We start from the raw sequence: 16,408 nt of genomic DNA, 5'->3' as shown, positions 1-16,408 counted from the left end.
CCGATGGGCAGGATCGTCCGCACCGCGTTGCGCCGTTCCCTGAACCAGATCCGCTACGTCGAGCCGGTGCGACCGGGCGGGGCGACCGGCCTGGTGGCCGCCGTGTACGCCGATGTCGAGGCCGACTTCGGGATGCTCGCGCCGCCGGTCGCGCTGCACTCCCCCGCGCCGGTCGCGCTGGCCGCGACGTGGTCGCTGCTGCGCGAGACGCTGGTCGCGTCCGGGCACGCGTCGCGCGCGGTGAAGGAGGCGGTCGCGGCGGCCGTGTCGCGCTCGAACACCTGTCCCTACTGCGTCACCGTCCACACCGCCACGCTCGAAGGCCTCACCAGCACCACGTTCGAGGACGTCGAGACGTGGGCGGGCGGGGCCGGTCCGGTGCGGCCGTTCCCGGCGGAGCAGCTCCCCGAGCTGCTCGGCGTGGCGGTGGCCTTCCACTACCTCAACCGCGTGGTGAACGTCTTCCTGGGCGACTCGCCGCTGCCGCCCAACGCGCCCGCGCCCGCCCGCAAGTTCCTGGGCAGGTTCATGGGCGCGACCGCGCGCAAGGACCACGCGCCGGGCAGCTCGCTGCGGCTGCTGGCGGAAGCACCGCGGCCGGACGACCTGGCCTGGTCGTCCGGACATCCGGTCATCGGCGACGCGCTCGGCCGGATCGCGGCGGCGTTCGACGCCGGTGGGGCGCGGGCGTTATCGCGGCCCGCGCGGGAGCTGGTGCTGGACCGGATAGCCGCGTGGGACGGCACACCGCCGGGTCTGAGCCGCGCCTGGGTCACCGAGGCGGTGGTCGACCTGCCCGCCGCGGACAGGCCGGGCGCGACCTTGGCGTTGCTCGTGGCGATGGCGTCCTACCAGGTCGACGACGGCACCGTGGCCGCGTTCGGCGGTGACGACCGGCGGCTGGTGGAGCTGGTGTCCTGGGCGAGCTTCGCCGCGGCCCGGCGGATGGCGGGGTTGCTGCACCGCGCGACGGAGGTGTGAGGTGCAGCAGCAGCAACGTCCATGGCGTGCGCTGGCGGTGCTGTGCCTGGCGAACTTCCTGATCCTCCTCGACACCACGATCGTCAACACCGCCGCCCCGGACATCATGTCGGGCATCGACGCGGGCATCGACGAGGTGCTGTGGGTGCTCAACGGCTACCTGCTCGCGTTCGCCTCGCTGCTGATCGTGTTCGGCCGCGTCGGTGACATGGTCGGACCGCGGGCGGTGTTCGTGGCAGGGCTCGCCGTCTTCACGGTCGCCTCGGTCCTCTGCGGGCTGGCCGCGTCACCCGGTCTGCTCATCGGCGCGCGCGTGCTCCAGGGAATCGGCGCGGCGGCGCTGACACCACAGGCGTTGACGTTGATCTCCGGCATCTTCCCCGCCGAACGGCGGGGCGCGGCGTTCGGGATCTTCACCGCCGTGGCGGGCGTCGCGGCGGTGAGCGGGCCGACCGTGGGCGGGCTGGTCGTCACGTCGTTCGGCTGGCAGGCGGTGTTCCTGCTCAACATCCCGTTCGGCGTGCTGGGCGTGGTGCTGGCGCTGAAGTTCGTGCCGGACCTGCGCGCCGGCCGACCGCACCGGTTCGACGCGGTCGGCGTCGTCCTCGCCACCGGCGCGCTCCTGGCGCTGGTGTACGCGCTGGTCGAGGGGCAGCGGCACGACTGGGGCGTGATCACCGGCGTGGTGAGCATCCCGGCGGTGCTCGTGCTGAGCGCGGTGCTGGCGGTGGCGTTCGTGCTGTGGGAACGGCGGCAGCGGGAACCGCTGGTGCCGCTGGACCTGTTCCGCGACCGCAACTACTCGATCGCCACGGGCATCACGCTGATCTCGTCGTTCGCGGTGTACGGGTTGCTGCTGGTGTTCGTCATCGAGACGCAGACGCTGCTCGGCATGAGCCCGCTGATGTCGGGTGTGACCGCACTGCCGTGGACGATCGCGTTGAGCGCCGTCGCACCGGTCGGCGGGCGGCTGGCCGACCGGATCGGGGGCCGAATACCCCTGACCGCCGGCATGGCGCTCTACGCGGCCGGGGTGCTCGGGGTGGCGTTCGTACCCGACGCCACGTCGACGCCCGCCACGTTCGTCGTGCCGATGCTGCTCGTCGGCTTCGGGATGGGGCTCGCGCTGGCACCCGCCACCACCGAGGCCATGCGCGGCATCCCGCCCGAACGCGTCGGCATCGCCTCCGGCGTGCTCAACACCGCGCGGCAGACCGGGGCCGCGCTCGGTGCGGCGGTCGTCGGCGCGGTGCTGCAGAACCGGCTGGTGGCGGCGCTGCGGGAGGAGACCGCGGTGCTGTCCACCCGGCTGCCCGAGGACGTCCGGCCCCGGTTCCTCGACGCGGTCGAGGAGGCCGCCGCGCACGGGCTGCGGCTCGGCGCCGGTCAGCAGGGCGGTGTCGAGGTACCCGCCGACCTCCCACCGGACCAGGCGGAGCAGTTCGGCGCCCTGGCGCGGGAGGCGTTCGGGACCGCCTTCGTGGCCGCGAGCCGACCGGCGCTGGCCGTCGCGGCGGGCGCCATCGCGTTCGGCGGGCTGCTGGCCCTCGGGCTCAGGACCCGGCGCGCCGCCGCCGCGGCGCCGATTCCGTCGGTTCGGCGATGAATTCTCCGCCAAACCCAGAATGCGCATTCTCGGAGAAGGGCGCGGGGCCCGCTCCTGGCTAGATTCATCGAGTAAGTGACGGCGCGTAGTCGAGTCGCACGTCCGCTCGATTGTCCACCGATGATTTTTCCGCTCTCACGTTAGGAACAGTGACTGTGACGATCTCTTCCGCGTTGCCGACGCAGTCCGCGTCCGCTACCGAGCTGGCAGGTCTCGACCGGAAGTTCCTGGTGCACCCGCACCAGCGGATGGACCGCAACGACCGGGTGGTGATCGTCCGCGGTGACGGTGCCCTGGTCTGGGACGCTGCCGGCAACGAGCTCATCGACGCCACCGGTGGTGGCAACTGGCTGTCCCAGGTCGGCCACGGCCGCCGCGAGCTGGCCGACGCGGCGGCCGAGCAGATCGCGACGCTGGAGTACTACACCGGCTTCTTCGACTACTCCAACGACAAGGCGATCGAGCTGGCGTACCGGCTCAACCAGCTCTCGCCCGAGGGCATCGACCGGGTGTTCCTCACCTCCGGCGGCTCGGACAGCGTCGAGTCGGCCATCAAGTCCGCCCGCCTGTACCACAACCGCCGCGGCGAGCCGGACCGCACGTGGATCCTGGCCCGGCACTTCGGCTACCACGGCGCGTCCTACGGCAGCGGCACGGCGACCGGCTTCGAGATGATGCAGACCTACGTCGGCCCGAACCTGCCGAACGTGGAGAAGCTGTCGCCGGTGTGGCCCTACCACCACGAGATGTACGGCGGCGGTGACGTCACCGACGCCCTGATCGCCGAGCTCGAGGCCACGATCGAGCGCATCGGGGCGGGCAACATCGCCGCGATGATCGGTGAGCCCGTGATGGCGGGCGGCGGCGTCCACGAGCCGCCGGCCGACTACTGGCCCCGGGTGCGCGAGGTGCTCAGCCGCAACGGCATCCTGCTCATCGCGGACGAGGTCGTGACCGGCTTCGGCCGCACGGGCTCGTGGTTCGACTCGGCGCCGCGCGGCATGCAGCCCGACATGATCACCATCGCGAAGGGCCTGACCAGCGGCTACATCCCGATGGGCGGCCTGCTGATGAGCGACGCCATCGCCGAGGTCGTCACCAGCAACGAGGGCTTCTTCCACGGCTACACCTACGCGGGCCACCCCGTGGCGGCGGCCGTGGCGCTGGCCAACCTCGAGATCATCGAGAAGGAGAACCTGGTCAGCCGCGCGTTGACCGTCGGCGAGTGGTTCAAGAGCTCGCTCGCGCCCGCCATCGACCTGCCGCAGGTCGGCGACGTGCGCGTGGTCGGCGCGACGGTCGGCATCGAGCTGGTGGTCTCGAAGGAGACCAAGCAGCCGATGGGCATCCCGATCGTGGCCGAGGGCGTCGCCGACGCGGTGCGCCGCGAGCACAACGTGATCGTGCGCCCGTACGGCAACGTCATCGTCATGTCCCCGCCGCTGGTGATCGGCGAGGACCAGGTGCGGCGGACGGCCGAGGCGACCATCGAGGTGCTGTCCCGCCTGGGCGCGGACGGCCAGGTCGCGCCGCGCTGACACCGCGGTTCCCGTTCGGTCCGAGAGTTCGAGAGGTCCCGCCCGGTGCTCCGGGCGGGACCTCTCGTCGTGTGGGGCTTGCCGTGACGGGCCACCTGCCCCTGGACGCGCGCCGGCCGGGAACCCTGCCCCGGACGCGCGAGGACGCCGCCGGTGATCGTGCTACCGGCGGCGTCCTCGGTACTCGGTGCCTCAGCCCTGCTTGAGCGAACGGGCGAAAGCGCGCACGTCACCCACGAACAGGTCGGGCTCCTCGAACGCGGCGAAGTGGCCGCCGCGCTCGAACTCCGACCAGTGCGTGATGGTCGGCAGGATCCGGTCGGCGAACCGGCGGATCGGCGGAGCCGGGTCGTGCGGGAACACCGCCACGCCCGCCGGCACCGTCAGCGGCCACGGACCCGCCCAGCGGGCGGCCACGTTCTGGTTCGTCCGGTCGGTCGACTCGTAGTACAGCTGCGCCGACGAGCCCGCCGTCGCCGTGAGCCAGAAGATCGTCACGATCGCCAGCATCCGGTCCCGGTCGACCGCGTCCTCCGGCGACAGCTGCGAGTCGGTCCACTCCATGTACTTCTCGACGATCCACGCCAGCTGGCCCACCGGCGAGTCCGTGAGGCCGTACGCCAGCGTCTGCGGCCGGGTGGCCTGGATCTTCATGTACCCCGACCCCTCCAGGTCGAAGTACAGCAGCTTGCCGAGCCTGCCCATGTCGGACTCGCTCAGGCCCGCCATCTCCGCCGGGTCCGGCGGCGGGAACGTCACCAGCATGTTCAGGTGCACGCCCGCCACGTGCTCGGGGTCGATGCGGCCCAGCTCCAGCGTCACGAGCTTGCCCCAGTCGGCGCCCTGCGCGACGTACCGGTCGTAGCCCAGGTCCGCCATCAGCACCTGCCACGCCCTGGCCACGCGGTCCACGTCCCAGCCGGCCGCGCCGGTCGGACCGGAGAACCCGAAGCCGGGCAGGGACGGGATGACGAGGTGGAAGGCGTCGGCCGGGTCGCCGCCGTGCGCCCGCGGGTCCGTGAGCGGCCCGATGACGTCCAGGAACTCGACGAACGACCCCGGCCAGCCGTGCGTGATCAGCAGCGGCGTGGCGTCGGGCTCGGGTGAGCGGACGTGCACGAAGTGGATGTTCGCGCCGTCGATCTCGGTGGTGAACTGGGGCAGCTCGTTGAGCCGCGCCTCGACGGACCGCCAGTCGAAGCCGTCGCGCCAGTACCCGGCCAGGTCCTTCAGGTAGCCGACCGGCACGCCGCGCGCCCAGTCCGCGCCGGGCACCTCGTCCGGCCACCGGGTGTTGTCCAGCCTGCGGTTCAGGTCGTCCAGGTCGGCCTGCGGGATCTCGATGCGGAAAGGTTGCATGCGCGTGCGCCTCTCGGTCCGGGGGACTCCACGCTAGCGAGACCGGTCGGCGCGGGGACAGCCGCGATCCGGCATTTGTCGCAACTCCGCACTTTTGAAGTAACGGCCACTTGGCGCATTTTTGAAGATGTTTCCCACCGGGGTGTTTCGCCATTCTTTGCGGCAGTCCCCGGAAGAGGAGAAGCGGATGTACGACTACGTGATCGTCGGTGCCGGTTCGGCGGGATGCGTGCTCGCGGCGCGCTTGTCCGAGGACCCGGACGTCAAAGTCCTCCTGGTCGAGGCGGGACCGGCGGACACCTCCCAGAACGTGCACGTGCCCTCCGCGTTCGGCAGGCTCTTCCGCACCCGGCTGGACTGGGACCTCGACACGCACGACGAGCCGAACCTCAACGGTCGCCGGATCTACCTGCCGCGCGGACGGGTGCTCGGCGGCTCCAGCTCGATCAACGCGATGATCTACATCCGCGGCAACCGCGCCGACTACGACGGCTGGGGCCAGCCGGGCTGGTCCTACGACGAGCTGCTGCCGTACTTCCTCCGCGCCGAGGACAACGAGCGCGGCGCGTCGGAGTACCACGGCGTCGGCGGGCCGCTGGGCGTCTCGGACAGCCGGTCGCGCAACGTGATGTCCACGGCGTTCGTCGACGCCGCGCTCCAGGCGGGCTACGCGGCCAACGACGACTTCAACGCCGCCGAGCAGGACGGGTTCGGCCTGTACCAGGTGACCCAGCGCAACGGCAGGCGGTCCAGCGCCGCGGTGGCCTACCTGCACCCGGCGATGTCGCGGCCGAACCTGACCGTGGAGACCAACCTCCAGGTGCACCGGGTGACCTTCGACGGCGGCCGGGCGACGGGCATCATCGCGTCGCGCCTGGACGAGGAGCTGGAGATCCGGGCCGAGCGCGAGGTCATCATCTCCGCCGGCGCCTACAACTCGCCGCAGCTGCTGCAGCTCTCGGGCATCGGTCCGGCGGGGCTGCTGCAGGCGCTGGACGTCCCGGTCGTGCTGGACCAGCCGCTGGTCGGGCAGAACCTGCAGGACCACCCGCACGTGATGCTGGTGTTCGCCCACTCGCAGCCGGTGAGCCTGCTCATCGCGGGCGACCCGAAGTACGGGCAGGAGTTCGAGGAGCACGGCACCGGTCCGCTGACGTCCAACGTCGGCGAGGCGGGCGGCTTCTTCCGGTCCGACGACGGGTTGTCCGCGCCGGACATGCAGTTCCTCGCCGGTCCGGTGATGTTCGCCGACGGCGGCCTCGGCGCGCCGACCGATCACGCCATCTCCTTCGGCGCGTGCCTGCTGACGCCGGCCAGCCGGGGCAGCGTGTCCATCGCGTCCGGCGACCCCACCGCCAAGGCGAAGGTCCAGCACAACTACTACGACGACGACGCCGACATGCGCGCGATGGTCGAGGGCGTGCGCCGGGGTCTGGAGATCTCGCGGCAGCGGGCGCTGTCGCCCTACACCGAGCGGCACGTGGGCGCGCCTGCCTCCGAGTCCGACGCGGACCTGCGCGAGCACGTCCGGCGGGCGACGCAGACGATGTACCACCCGGCGGGCACGTGCGCGATGGGCACCGTGGTGGACGCGGAGCTGCGCGTGCAGGGCGTCGAGGGCCTGCGGGTGGTGGACGCCTCCGTGATGCCGACCGTGGTCCGCGGCAACACCAACGCGCCCACGATCGCCATCGCCGAGAAGGCCGCCGACCTGATCCTCGGCCGGCAGGCGCCCGCCCCGGTCGCCGTCGCCGCCGCGACCGCCTGAAGCCGCGTTTCCACGCCGCACCCGGGCCGGAGCGGGCCCGTGCGGCCGATTGAAGCCGGACGGCGCTGTCCCCGTGGCGGGTCGGGGCAGCGCCGTCCGGATGCCTCCGAGTTCGAACCTTCCCGGTGAGGAGTGGTGTCGTGGCCGACGTGGGTCAACGCGCCGTGGTGCTCGGCGCGAGCATGGCGGGTCTGCTGACGGCGAGGGTGCTCGCCGAGTTCTACGGCGAAGTGGTCGTGGTCGACCGCGACGACCTGTCGGAGGTGAGCGGGACACCGCGCAACAGCGTGCGCCAGGGCGGGCACGCCCACGCGCTGCTCGCACGCGGCCTGCGCGTCCTGGAGGAGCTGTACCCCGGGGTGACCGACGAGCTGGTCGGCCTGGGCATGCCCATCGGTGACCTCGGCGGCAACATGCGCTGGTTCTTCAACGGCAAGCAGATCGCCAAGGTCCACACCGGACTGTCCACTGTGTCCTTGGTGCGCCCCCTGCTCGAAGGTCACGTGCGCAGCCGGACCGCGGCGCTGCCGGGCGTGGTCTTCCGGGACCGCACCGACATCCTCGGCCTGGTCACCACACCGGACCGCGCCCGGGTCACCGGCGTGCGGGTGCAGGCGCAGGACGGAGACACCACCGAGGTGGTCGAGGCGGACCTGGTGCTCGACACGACCGGCCGCGGCTCGCGGACCCCGGCGTGGCTGGAGGAGCTGGGCTACGAGCGCGCGCCCGAGGAGAAGATCAAGATCGGGCTCAGCTACGTGACCCAGCACTACCGGCTGCCCGAGGACCTGCTGGGCGACGACGTGGCGTGCATCCCGGTGGCCACGCCGAGCCACCCGCGCGGCGCGGTGTTCTCCCGCGCGTGCGGGCGGTACCAGCTGTCGCTGACCGGCATCCTGGGCGACCAGCCGCCGACCGACCAGGAGGGCTTCCTGGCCTACGCCAAGACGCTGCCCATCCCGGAGATCCACGAGTGGGTGCGCGACGCGGAGCGCATCGACTCGCCGACCGCCATCCGGTACCCGGCGAGCGTGCGGCGCCACTACGAGAAGCTGACCCGGTTCCCGGCCGGGATGCTGGTGCTCGGCGACGGCGCGACCAGCTTCAACCCGGTGTACGCGCAGGGCATGACGGTGGCCGCGCTGGAGGTGCTCAAGCTGCGCGAGCACCTGCGGCGGGGGTCGGCGCCGCTGTTCCGCCGGTGGTTCGCCGACATCGCGAAGGTGATCGACAACCCGTGGGAGATCGCCGCGACCGGCGACCTGTCGTTCCCGGGGGTGGAGGGGAAGCGGACGGCGAAGGTGCGCTTCGTCAACGCCTACCTGGCACGGCTCCAGGCGGGCGCGCCGCGCGATCCGAACCTGTCGAACGCGTTCCTGCGCGTGGCGGGCCTGATCGACTCGGCGCCCGCGCTGATGAAGCCGGCCACGATGTTGCGGGTGCTCCGGGCGGGCAAGCCGCCTGCCGCGCCCGCCGCGGAGGGGAGCACCCGGTGGCCCGCCGAGTCCACCCCCTGATCCGGGCCGTCGCCCGCAGCCGCCCGTTCGCCCGCGTCGGCCCGCGCGTCCTGCCTCGGCTGGACCTGCTGGTCTCGCGGCTGACGGGCGGCCGGGTGATCCCGAGCGAGATGATGTTCACCTCGCTGGTGCTGACGACCACGGGACGGCGCAGCGGGCTGCCGCGGCGGGTGCCGTTGCTGTGCTTCCCGCACCAGGGCGGCTGGTACGTGGTGGGCAGCAACTGGGGCCGCGAGCGGCACCCGGCGTGGAGCACGAACCTGCTGCACGAACCACGCGCCGAGGTGACGTTCCGCGGCCGGGTGGTGCCCGTCGTGGCCGAGTTGCTGACCGACGACGGCGACGTCGGCGCGGCCCGCGCGGAGCTCTTCCGCAGCGGCGCCGCACCGGTCTACGACACGTACGCCGCGCGCTCCGGCCGGCGCGCGCGGCTGTTCCGCCTCACCCCGGTGAAAGCCTGAGAAGATCAGCAAGCGTCCTCGCCCGTGGGGCGAGGACGCTTGCTGGTTCTTGATCGTTCCAGGTCAGGCGACCACGGCGAGGGGTCAGGCGACCACGGCGGGCTCGGGCAGCGGGAACAGACCGAGGAAGCGCTCGACGCGTTCCCGGTTGCCGGTGAGCTTGATGTCCCCCTGCTCGATCGCCTCGGACAGCCCGCGCCCGCTCCAGATCAGCGCGTTGAGCGTCACCGGGTCGGTCTCGATGACCGCCTGCGGGTGGTCCAGGTCGCCGCGCATGATCCAGATCCGGTCCGCCGACAGCTGCACCCGGAACGAGTCCTCGCCCAGGCGCAGCACCAGGTCGGCGGTGAAGCCGTCGGCGCGACTGGGGTCGAACAGCGTCTTCAGCGCCAGCATCAGCGAGTCGACGCTGATCGCGGCGTCGTGCCGCAGCGACGTCGACCGGCCGCCCCAGCGCCCGAGCGAGGTGATGACGGGCTCCAGCTCCTGGCCCCACTCCGTCAGCTCGTAGACCCAGGCGGCGGCGGGCGGCGGCAGCTTGCGGCGCCGCACCACGCCGAACTCCTCCAGCTCACGCAGCCGGTGCGACAGCACGTTGGGGCTCGCCCCCGGCATGCCGGTCCGCAGGTCGGTGAACCGCTTCGGTCCGAACAGCAGCTCGCGCACGATCAACAACGCCCAGCGCTCCCCCACCAAGTCGAGGGCGTGAGCGGTCGCGCACCCGTCGTCGTACTTGCGCTTGGTCGCCATGACCCCACTCTACCAGCGGAAGTCCTCTGGACGCCGTCCGTGGTTGTGTTTTAGGACTAGATGCTAGTAGGGTGCGACCGAACGAGTTGTTTTCAGGACCGACCAGTCCTAGGAGAGCGGATGTCCAGTCAACGGAGCGACCAGCCATCACCGACGCCAGACTCGGTCGAACCGCCGGATCCGCGCCGCTGGAAAGCGCTGGCCTTGCTCGGTACGGCGTTCTTCATGGTGATCTTGGACGCGACGATCGTCCTCACGGCGATTCCGTCCATACAGGATGACCTGAACTTCGACGTCGCCGGCGTGCAGTGGGTGCTCACCGGCTATGTGATCACCTTCGGCGGCCTCATGCTGTTCTTCGGCCGTGTCGCCGACCTCATGGGACGCCGAGGGGTCTTCCTCGCGGGCACGGCCCTGTTCGTGCTCTCGTCGCTGCTGTGCGGTATCGCCTGGGACGGCGGGGTGCTCATCACCGGCCGCGTGATCCAGGGCATCTCGGCCGCGATCATGGCTCCCACGGCGCTGTCGATCGTCGTGTCCGTCTTCCGCGACCCCGCCGAGCGCAACCAGGCGCTGGGCGTGTGGGGTGCGCTGGGCGGCATCGGCGCCACGGCGGGCCTGCTGCTCGGCGGCGTCATCACCTCCGGCATCAGCTGGGAGTGGATCTTCTTCATCAACGTGCCGGTCGGCATCGCGATCTTCCTGCTCGTGCCGGCCCTGATCAGCGAGTCCAAGGAGCGGGTCGAGGTCCGCAAGTTCGACGTGGCGGGCGCCATCACCGTCACCGCCTCGCTCGTGCTGCTGATCTACGCGATCATCAACGCGCCCGAGGTCGGCTGGGGCAGCACCGGCACCATCGTCCAGCTGGTCGCCGCGGCCGTGCTGATGGCGCTGTTCATCGTGATCGAGTCCCGCTCGGCCGCGCCGCTGGTGCCGCTGCGGATCTTCAAGCTGGGCACCCTCACGGCGGGCAACCTGACGATCTTCGCGGTCGGCCTCACCGTCGACGGCATGCTGTTCCCGCTGACGCTCTACGTGCAGGACGTGCTGGACTACTCGGCGCTGCAGTTCGGCCTCACCAGCGCCGTCATGACCGTCATGTCCATCGTCGGCGCGTTCGCGGGCCAGGCGGCGGTCACCAAGCTGGGCCTGCGCCCGATCGGCGTTCCCGCGCTGCTGCTGATCGCGGTCGGCACCGGTCTGCTGATCACCGTGTCGGCCAACGGCACGTTCTGGGGTGACCTGTTCTGGGGCATGCTGATCTTCGGCCCCGGCATGGGCGCGGCGTTCGTCGCGTCGCAGATCGCCGCCCTCGACGGTGTCGCCGAGGAGGAGTCCGGCCTGGCCGCGGGTCTGGTGGACACCTCGTTCAACATCGGCAGCGCCCTGGGCATCGCGATCGTCACGTCGGTCGCCCTGTCCGTCTCGAAGGGCTTCGCGACCGACGATCCCAAGATCGCCCTCACCGAAGGCCTGCAGTCCGCGTTCCTGGTCGCCACGGTGTTCGCGGTGCTGGGCCTGCTCGCCGCGTTCCTGCTCCCCGGGAAGACCCCCGACCCGGCGGGAGCGGACGCGGGCGCGGAGGCGGCGTTGGCGTCCAAGAAGGACTGACGTCCGCCGCCCGGAGTCGCGCGGGTGGACCGGGGCACGGCCCACCCGCGCGGCTTCCCGTCAGATCACCACCGAGAGGAACGACATGAGCACGCACGTGATCCAGTACACCGCCAAGAGCACGGAGACGGCCGACGAGAACCAGGAGCTGGTCGAGCGGATCTTCACCGAGCTCAACGCCCAGGACCCGGGCGGCATGCGGTACGCCACCTTCCGGCTCGCGGACGGCGTGACCTTCGTGCACGTCGTCATCCACGAGACCGACGACAACCCGCTCGACGACATCGCCGCGTTCGCCGACTTCCAGAAGGGCTTCGGTGACCGCGTCGGCGGCCCGCCGTCGTTCAGCGACGCGACGCTCGTCGGTTCCTACCGGTTCGCCGGGTAGCACGGGCCGAGCGCGGACGTCGGCCCGCCTCGGCACGCGCCGGGTGAGGCGGGCCGACCGTTCCGCACCACCGCCCGGGCCACCCGGGCGATTTCGCAAGACCGTTCTCACCCTGGGCAGGTGTACCCGTGGCGAGCAAGCGCAAGTACGAGGAGAGTTGTGCGGCCGCCCACGCGCTCGACCTCGTCGGCGAGCGGTGGGCACTGCTGGTGGTCCGCGAGCTGTTGTTCGGTCCCAAGAGGTTCACCGACCTGCGCAGCGGGATACCGGGCGCGAGCCCGGACGTGCTGTCGCAGCGACTGCGGCAGTTGGAGCACTCCGGCGTGGTCCGGCGGCGCAGGCTGCCGCGGCCCGCGTCGACGCGGGTGTACGACCTGACCGCCTGGGGCCGCGAGCTGGAGCCGGTGATCGTCGGGTTCGGCCGGTGGGGCGGGCGGTCGCCCGTGCTCGACCGGCACGCCGCCATCGGCGCCGATGCCGTGATGCTGGCGTTCAAGAGCCTGTTCGAACCGCGGCTGGCCGCCGGGCTCGCCGTCGACGTGTTCCTGCGGGTCGGTGGTGACGGGTTCCGGGTCGCGGTGTCCGACAGCGCCATCGACGTGGACCGGGGCGACGCCGCGGGCGCGGACGCGGTGGTCGTGACCGATCCCGGGTCGCTGCACGAAGTCGTGTGGGGCACCCGGCGGTTGGAAGACGCCGAAGCGGCGGGCGAGATCGCCGTGCGGGGCGACCGCGACGGGTTCGTCCGGCTGCTCGCGGTGCTGGTCCCGCCCGAACCGGCCGTGGTCGACCACAGGGAAGACGACAACAAGGAAGACGCCGTCCCGGTCGCGTAGACCTCGTGCCGGTCGACCGCGGAGTCGCACGGGCGCCAATCGCGTTTGACGTGCGTGGCACGGTGTTTCCATGGAGCGGAATGACAGCGACGCGGACACGATCCACCGCCTCGCCGGGCTGGCCACGCCGATGGCGCTGCGGGTCGCGGTGACCCTGGGCCTGCCGGACCGGCTGCACGGCGACGGCGCCGCCACCGAGAACCTCGCGGTCGAGCTGGACGTCGACCCGGTCGCGCTCGGCCTCTTGCTGCACCACCTCTCGACCCTCGGCATCGTCGAGCCCGGCCCCACCGGCTACCGGACGACGGCGTTCGGCGAGCACCTCCGCGCCGACGCCGACAACCGCCTGGCCGACCTGCTGCACCTGGACACCGCCGGCGGTCGCGCCGAACTGGCCTACGTCGACCTCGTCCACAGCGTCCGCACCGGCGAGGCGGCCTACCCGCGCCGCTACGGCCGTGACTTCTACACCGACCTGGACGACCACCCGCAGCTGCGGGAGTCCTTCGACCGGCAGATGACCCGCCGGTTCCGCGACCAGGTCCCGCGGATCGTCGCGGGCGTCGACTGGTCCCGCTTCGCCACGATCGTGGACGTGGGCGGTGGCGCGGGCAGTCTGCTCGCCGCGATCCTGGCCGCCCACCCCGACGTGCGCGGCCACCTGGTCGACCTCGACCGGACCGCCGCCGAGGCCCGCCGCACGTTCAGCGCTCACGGTCTCGACGCGCGGGCGCGGGTCACGGCGGGGAGCTTCTTCGACCCGCTCCCTGCCGGGGCGGACGCCTACCTGCTGTTCGACATCCTCCACAACTGGGACGACGACCACGCGCACCGCATCCTGGGCCGGTGCGCGGAGGCCGCGCGGCCGGACGGGCGGATCCTGGTCGTCGAAGGGGTCGGCGGCCTGCGGGCCGACAGCGAGAGCGACCTGACCATGCTGGTGATCTTCGGTGGCCGCGAGCGCCGCCTCGACGAGTTCCGCGCGCTCGGCGCGGCGCACGACCTCGTCCTCGACTCCGTCACCGAGTTGACCGGCCACCGCTGCCTGCTGGAGTTCCAGCTCTCCGGAAGCCGCTGACCACGTCGCTCAGCGGGGCGCCGTGCCGACCCCGATCAACGTGGTGGCGTCGAGTTCACCGATGCCCGCCTCCCGCAACGACGACAGGTACAGCTCGCGCACCGAGTCGACGGTCTCCGGCGCGAGCGTGGCCAGGGCACCCCGGAAGCCGGACCCGAGGACCACCAGCCAGGCGACCTCCGGTGTCATGGTCAGCCGGAGCTCCTTGACCTCCACGTCCACGTCGGACAGCCCGAGCCCGGTCAGCCACCCGGCGTACGGCTCCGCCTGGTTGATCTCGTCGAGCAGGTGCGGCTTCCGCTCCGGTGCGGGCTCGGTGGCGGTGGCCGCGGCGACCGCCTGCCTCAGGTGCCGACCGGCGGCGACCATCGAGTCACCCCGCCAGATGGTGAAGGCGACCCGCCCGCCCGGCCGCGCCGTGCCGATCAGGCTCCGCGTGCCGGCGGTCATGTCGGGGAAGAAGAAGATGCCCAGCGCCGACACGACCACGTCGTAGCCGCGACCACCCCAAGCGGTGACGTCGGCCTGGTGCGCGTGCAGCTGCGGCAGCCCGGCCGCGTTCGCGCGCAGCTCCTCGACCATCGGACCCGACACGTCGACGGCGTCCACGACACCGTCCGGCCCGACCAGCCGTGCGGCGGGCACGGCCGAAGCCCCGGTGCCGCAACAGGCGTCGAGGACGCGGTCACCGGGCCGCGGGCCCACGGCCGCCACCGTCGCCTCGCCGATCGGGCTCCACAGGTAGCGGCCCAGCGCGGTGAAGTCCGTCGCGGCGGCGTCGAACGCCCGCCGGGTTTCCTCGTTTCGCGACCCAGTCGACATGGCCGGCACGATAACCGCTGCCGCTGAAGATCGCGGGCCTGACGCGCCGGCGCGAGCCCGCGCCGGCACGCGTCACCTCCGACACCGGGGTGCTCGCCACGGCCGCCGCCTGTGGACGGTCTCCGAAGAGCTGACCGGTGTCACCTTCCCCCGCGACCTCCTCCAAGCCGCCTGACCCGCCTGCGCCACCGCAAGCCGTGCCGCCCGCCCATCCCGGTGCTACTCCCGCTCGACGCGCGCGAGCGGACCCGGCCGGACGGGCACCCACAGCCACGCCGGTTGGCTGAACTCCTTCTCCACCACCTCGACCCGCTCCAGGTCCGGCCCGGGCAGCCGCACGTAGCCCGGCCGTACGACGTAGGCGTGCAGGTGCTCGGAGATCAGGACGGCGAGCGGTGCCTCCGGGTTCGCCCGCACGGCATCGCGCAGCACCCGTGAGTCGACCAGCCGCGAGAGCTCCAGGACCATCGAGCCGCCGAACCCCGTCGGGGCCACCGCGACCAGGCCGACGCCGAACGCCACCCTCAGCCGGAGCCGGTCCGCGTGGACGGCGTTGTCCACTTCCAGCCGACGCAGCAACGAGCGCGGTAGCGCGCCGGTGACCCGGGTCGGGTCCACGTCGCCGGGCAGCACCACCGCGACACCGTCACCGGTCCACTGGTGCGTCGTCGCCGGCAACCCGATCCCCACGTCGTCCAACGCGGAGCGGACGAGGTTCGCGAGGCGGTCCTGGACCACCTCCCGCGCCAAGGCCGGACGTCCGCCGAAGTCGACGACGTCGACCACGAAACCGGTGTGCAGCGTGCGCGGCGCGGCAGGCTCCCACGCCTCGTGCTCACCCGTGGGCACCGGTTCGAGGAGGTCACGACGCTCGGCGTCGGCGATCGGCACCAGGCCGTGCGCCTTGCAGGAGGCCACACACGCGTCGAACTCCGCGTCCGTGTAAGCCAGGAGGTACACGATCTCCACCGGGGTGTCCGGCACCGTCCTGAAGTGGTCGATCGCGGCGTCCACCAGCGAGTCCGCGGTCGGGCGCGCGGCCCCTCCCCCGGTTCCGGCGCCGAGCAGCGGCACCAGGACCGACTTCGGTGGCCGGGGGTCGCCGCGACCGACGAGCGCGAGCGCGTTGGTCAGGCAACGCCCCACCTCGGGGATCTGCCGGAACCCCGAACCCGGCTCGCCGTGGACGGCCGCCACGTGCACCACGCGGCGGACCCCCTTGGCCGCCAGCCCACCCGCGCCCGTCATGATCGCGGTCCCGCCGGGCACACCGTCGTGCCCGGCCAGCGCCCGCGCGAGTTCGTCCGCGATGTGGTCCTGGACGACCCGGCCCGTGCGGTCGCGCCGCGCACCCTCGTACCGGACGATGCCCGACACCGAGAAGTCGTCGACCCTGGCCATCTGCATCGCCGTGTTCTCCGGGTTGACCCACACCTCGGCGAAGTTCACCCGCCTGATGTCACCGGTGACGATCCCGAGGTAACGGGCCCGCCTGCCCGCCACCCGGTGCACCAAGACCCGGTGCGCTTCCAGACCGCGCGGTGGCCGGCGGGTCACCGCGCCCCGGTCCAGCCGGCGGCGCCACGCCACCACGGCACCCGCGCACAGCAACGCCAGGACCAACCACCGGACATCGACGGCAACCGGCTCCACCGTGCCCACCTCCACCAACGGGTTCAGGACGGGATCCGCG

14 protein-coding genes are annotated in these 16,408 nt (G+C 72.1%); 10 read left to right on the top strand and 4 right to left on the bottom strand.

Annotated features, from left to right (window positions below; genetic code table 11):
- Positions 1 to 3: 3 nt before the first annotated feature.
- From B0I31_RS26505 to B0I31_RS26495, 3 genes are all read left to right on the top strand, one after another.
- Positions 4 to 981 carry a carboxymuconolactone decarboxylase family protein gene (locus B0I31_RS26505; RefSeq protein WP_106618100.1) on the top strand — a complete coding sequence of 326 codons (978 nt, stop codon included), beginning with the start codon at positions 4 to 6 and terminating at the stop codon, positions 979 to 981.
- A gap of 1 nt (position 982) precedes the next feature.
- The gene (locus B0I31_RS26500; RefSeq protein ID WP_181320399.1) at positions 983 to 2,587 is read left to right on the top strand and encodes a DHA2 family efflux MFS transporter permease subunit; all 1,605 of its coding nucleotides are present in this window, start codon (positions 983 to 985) and stop codon (positions 2,585 to 2,587) included.
- Positions 2,588 to 2,742: 155 nt separating this feature from the next.
- Entirely contained in the window at positions 2,743 to 4,125 is a 1,383-nt protein-coding gene (locus tag B0I31_RS26495; protein WP_106618098.1) for an aminotransferase family protein, read from the top strand.
- A 192-nt stretch (positions 4,126 to 4,317) separates the two neighbouring features.
- Here the strand turns inward: B0I31_RS26495 and B0I31_RS26490 are convergent, their stop codons facing one another.
- Entirely contained in the window at positions 4,318 to 5,484 is a 1,167-nt protein-coding gene (locus B0I31_RS26490) for an epoxide hydrolase family protein (RefSeq protein ID WP_106618097.1), read from the bottom strand.
- 187 nt (positions 5,485 to 5,671) lie between these two features.
- Here B0I31_RS26490 and B0I31_RS26485 point away from each other — a divergent pair, with 187 nt between their 5' ends.
- The 3 genes from B0I31_RS26485 to B0I31_RS26475 all read left to right on the top strand — a co-directional run bounded on the left by B0I31_RS26485 (position 5,672) and on the right by B0I31_RS26475 (position 9,230).
- A complete protein-coding gene (locus tag B0I31_RS26485; protein WP_106618096.1) occupies positions 5,672 to 7,252 on the top strand; it encodes a GMC family oxidoreductase in 1,581 nt (526 codons plus the stop codon).
- Between the two features lie 182 nt (positions 7,253 to 7,434).
- A complete protein-coding gene (locus tag B0I31_RS26480) occupies positions 7,435 to 8,769 on the top strand; it encodes an FAD-dependent oxidoreductase (protein ID WP_106618248.1) in 1,335 nt (444 codons plus the stop codon).
- A complete protein-coding gene (locus tag B0I31_RS26475; RefSeq protein WP_106618095.1) occupies positions 8,745 to 9,230 on the top strand; it encodes a nitroreductase family deazaflavin-dependent oxidoreductase in 486 nt (161 codons plus the stop codon). Before B0I31_RS26480 ends, B0I31_RS26475 begins: the two co-directional genes overlap by 25 nt.
- Positions 9,231 to 9,314: 84 nt before the next feature.
- Here B0I31_RS26475 and B0I31_RS26470 read toward each other — a convergent pair whose 3' ends face one another.
- Positions 9,315 to 9,980, bottom strand: coding sequence for a winged helix-turn-helix transcriptional regulator (locus B0I31_RS26470; protein ID WP_106618094.1), 666 nt, complete (start codon positions 9,978 to 9,980; stop codon positions 9,315 to 9,317).
- Positions 9,981 to 10,205: 225 nt separating this feature from the next.
- On the opposite strand from B0I31_RS26470, the gene B0I31_RS26465 reads away from it, so the two are divergent.
- The 4 genes from B0I31_RS26465 to B0I31_RS26450 all read left to right on the top strand — a co-directional run bounded on the left by B0I31_RS26465 (position 10,206) and on the right by B0I31_RS26450 (position 13,893).
- Complete coding sequence (locus tag B0I31_RS26465; RefSeq protein ID WP_181320397.1) at positions 10,206 to 11,591, top strand: MFS transporter; 1,386 nt, start codon at positions 10,206 to 10,208, stop codon at positions 11,589 to 11,591.
- Positions 11,592 to 11,676: 85 nt separating this feature from the next.
- Positions 11,677 to 11,979, top strand: coding sequence for a hypothetical protein (locus B0I31_RS26460; RefSeq protein ID WP_198932858.1), 303 nt, complete (start codon positions 11,677 to 11,679; stop codon positions 11,977 to 11,979).
- Between the two features lie 128 nt (positions 11,980 to 12,107).
- The gene (locus B0I31_RS26455; protein WP_106618092.1) at positions 12,108 to 12,815 is read left to right on the top strand and encodes a winged helix-turn-helix transcriptional regulator; all 708 of its coding nucleotides are present in this window, start codon (positions 12,108 to 12,110) and stop codon (positions 12,813 to 12,815) included.
- Positions 12,816 to 12,885: 70 nt separating this feature from the next.
- Positions 12,886 to 13,893, top strand: coding sequence for a methyltransferase (locus B0I31_RS26450; RefSeq protein WP_106618091.1), 1,008 nt, complete (start codon positions 12,886 to 12,888; stop codon positions 13,891 to 13,893).
- 9 nt (positions 13,894 to 13,902) lie between these two features.
- Here the strand turns inward: B0I31_RS26450 and B0I31_RS26445 are convergent, their stop codons facing one another.
- The gene (locus B0I31_RS26445; RefSeq protein WP_106618090.1) at positions 13,903 to 14,715 is read right to left on the bottom strand and encodes a class I SAM-dependent methyltransferase; all 813 of its coding nucleotides are present in this window, start codon (positions 14,713 to 14,715) and stop codon (positions 13,903 to 13,905) included.
- A 219-nt stretch (positions 14,716 to 14,934) separates the two neighbouring features.
- Positions 14,935 to 16,368 carry a hypothetical protein gene (locus tag B0I31_RS40805; protein ID WP_181320395.1) on the bottom strand — a complete coding sequence of 478 codons (1,434 nt, stop codon included), beginning with the start codon at positions 16,366 to 16,368 and terminating at the stop codon, positions 14,935 to 14,937.
- Positions 16,369 to 16,408 lie beyond the last annotated feature (40 nt).

It is taken from the genome of Saccharothrix carnea (genome assembly GCF_003014735.1).
Classification (GTDB): domain Bacteria; phylum Actinomycetota; class Actinomycetes; order Mycobacteriales; family Pseudonocardiaceae; genus Actinosynnema; species Actinosynnema carneum.
The sequence above is the reverse complement of the archived record's forward strand: the minus strand, read 5'-3'. Positions and strand labels throughout refer to the sequence as shown.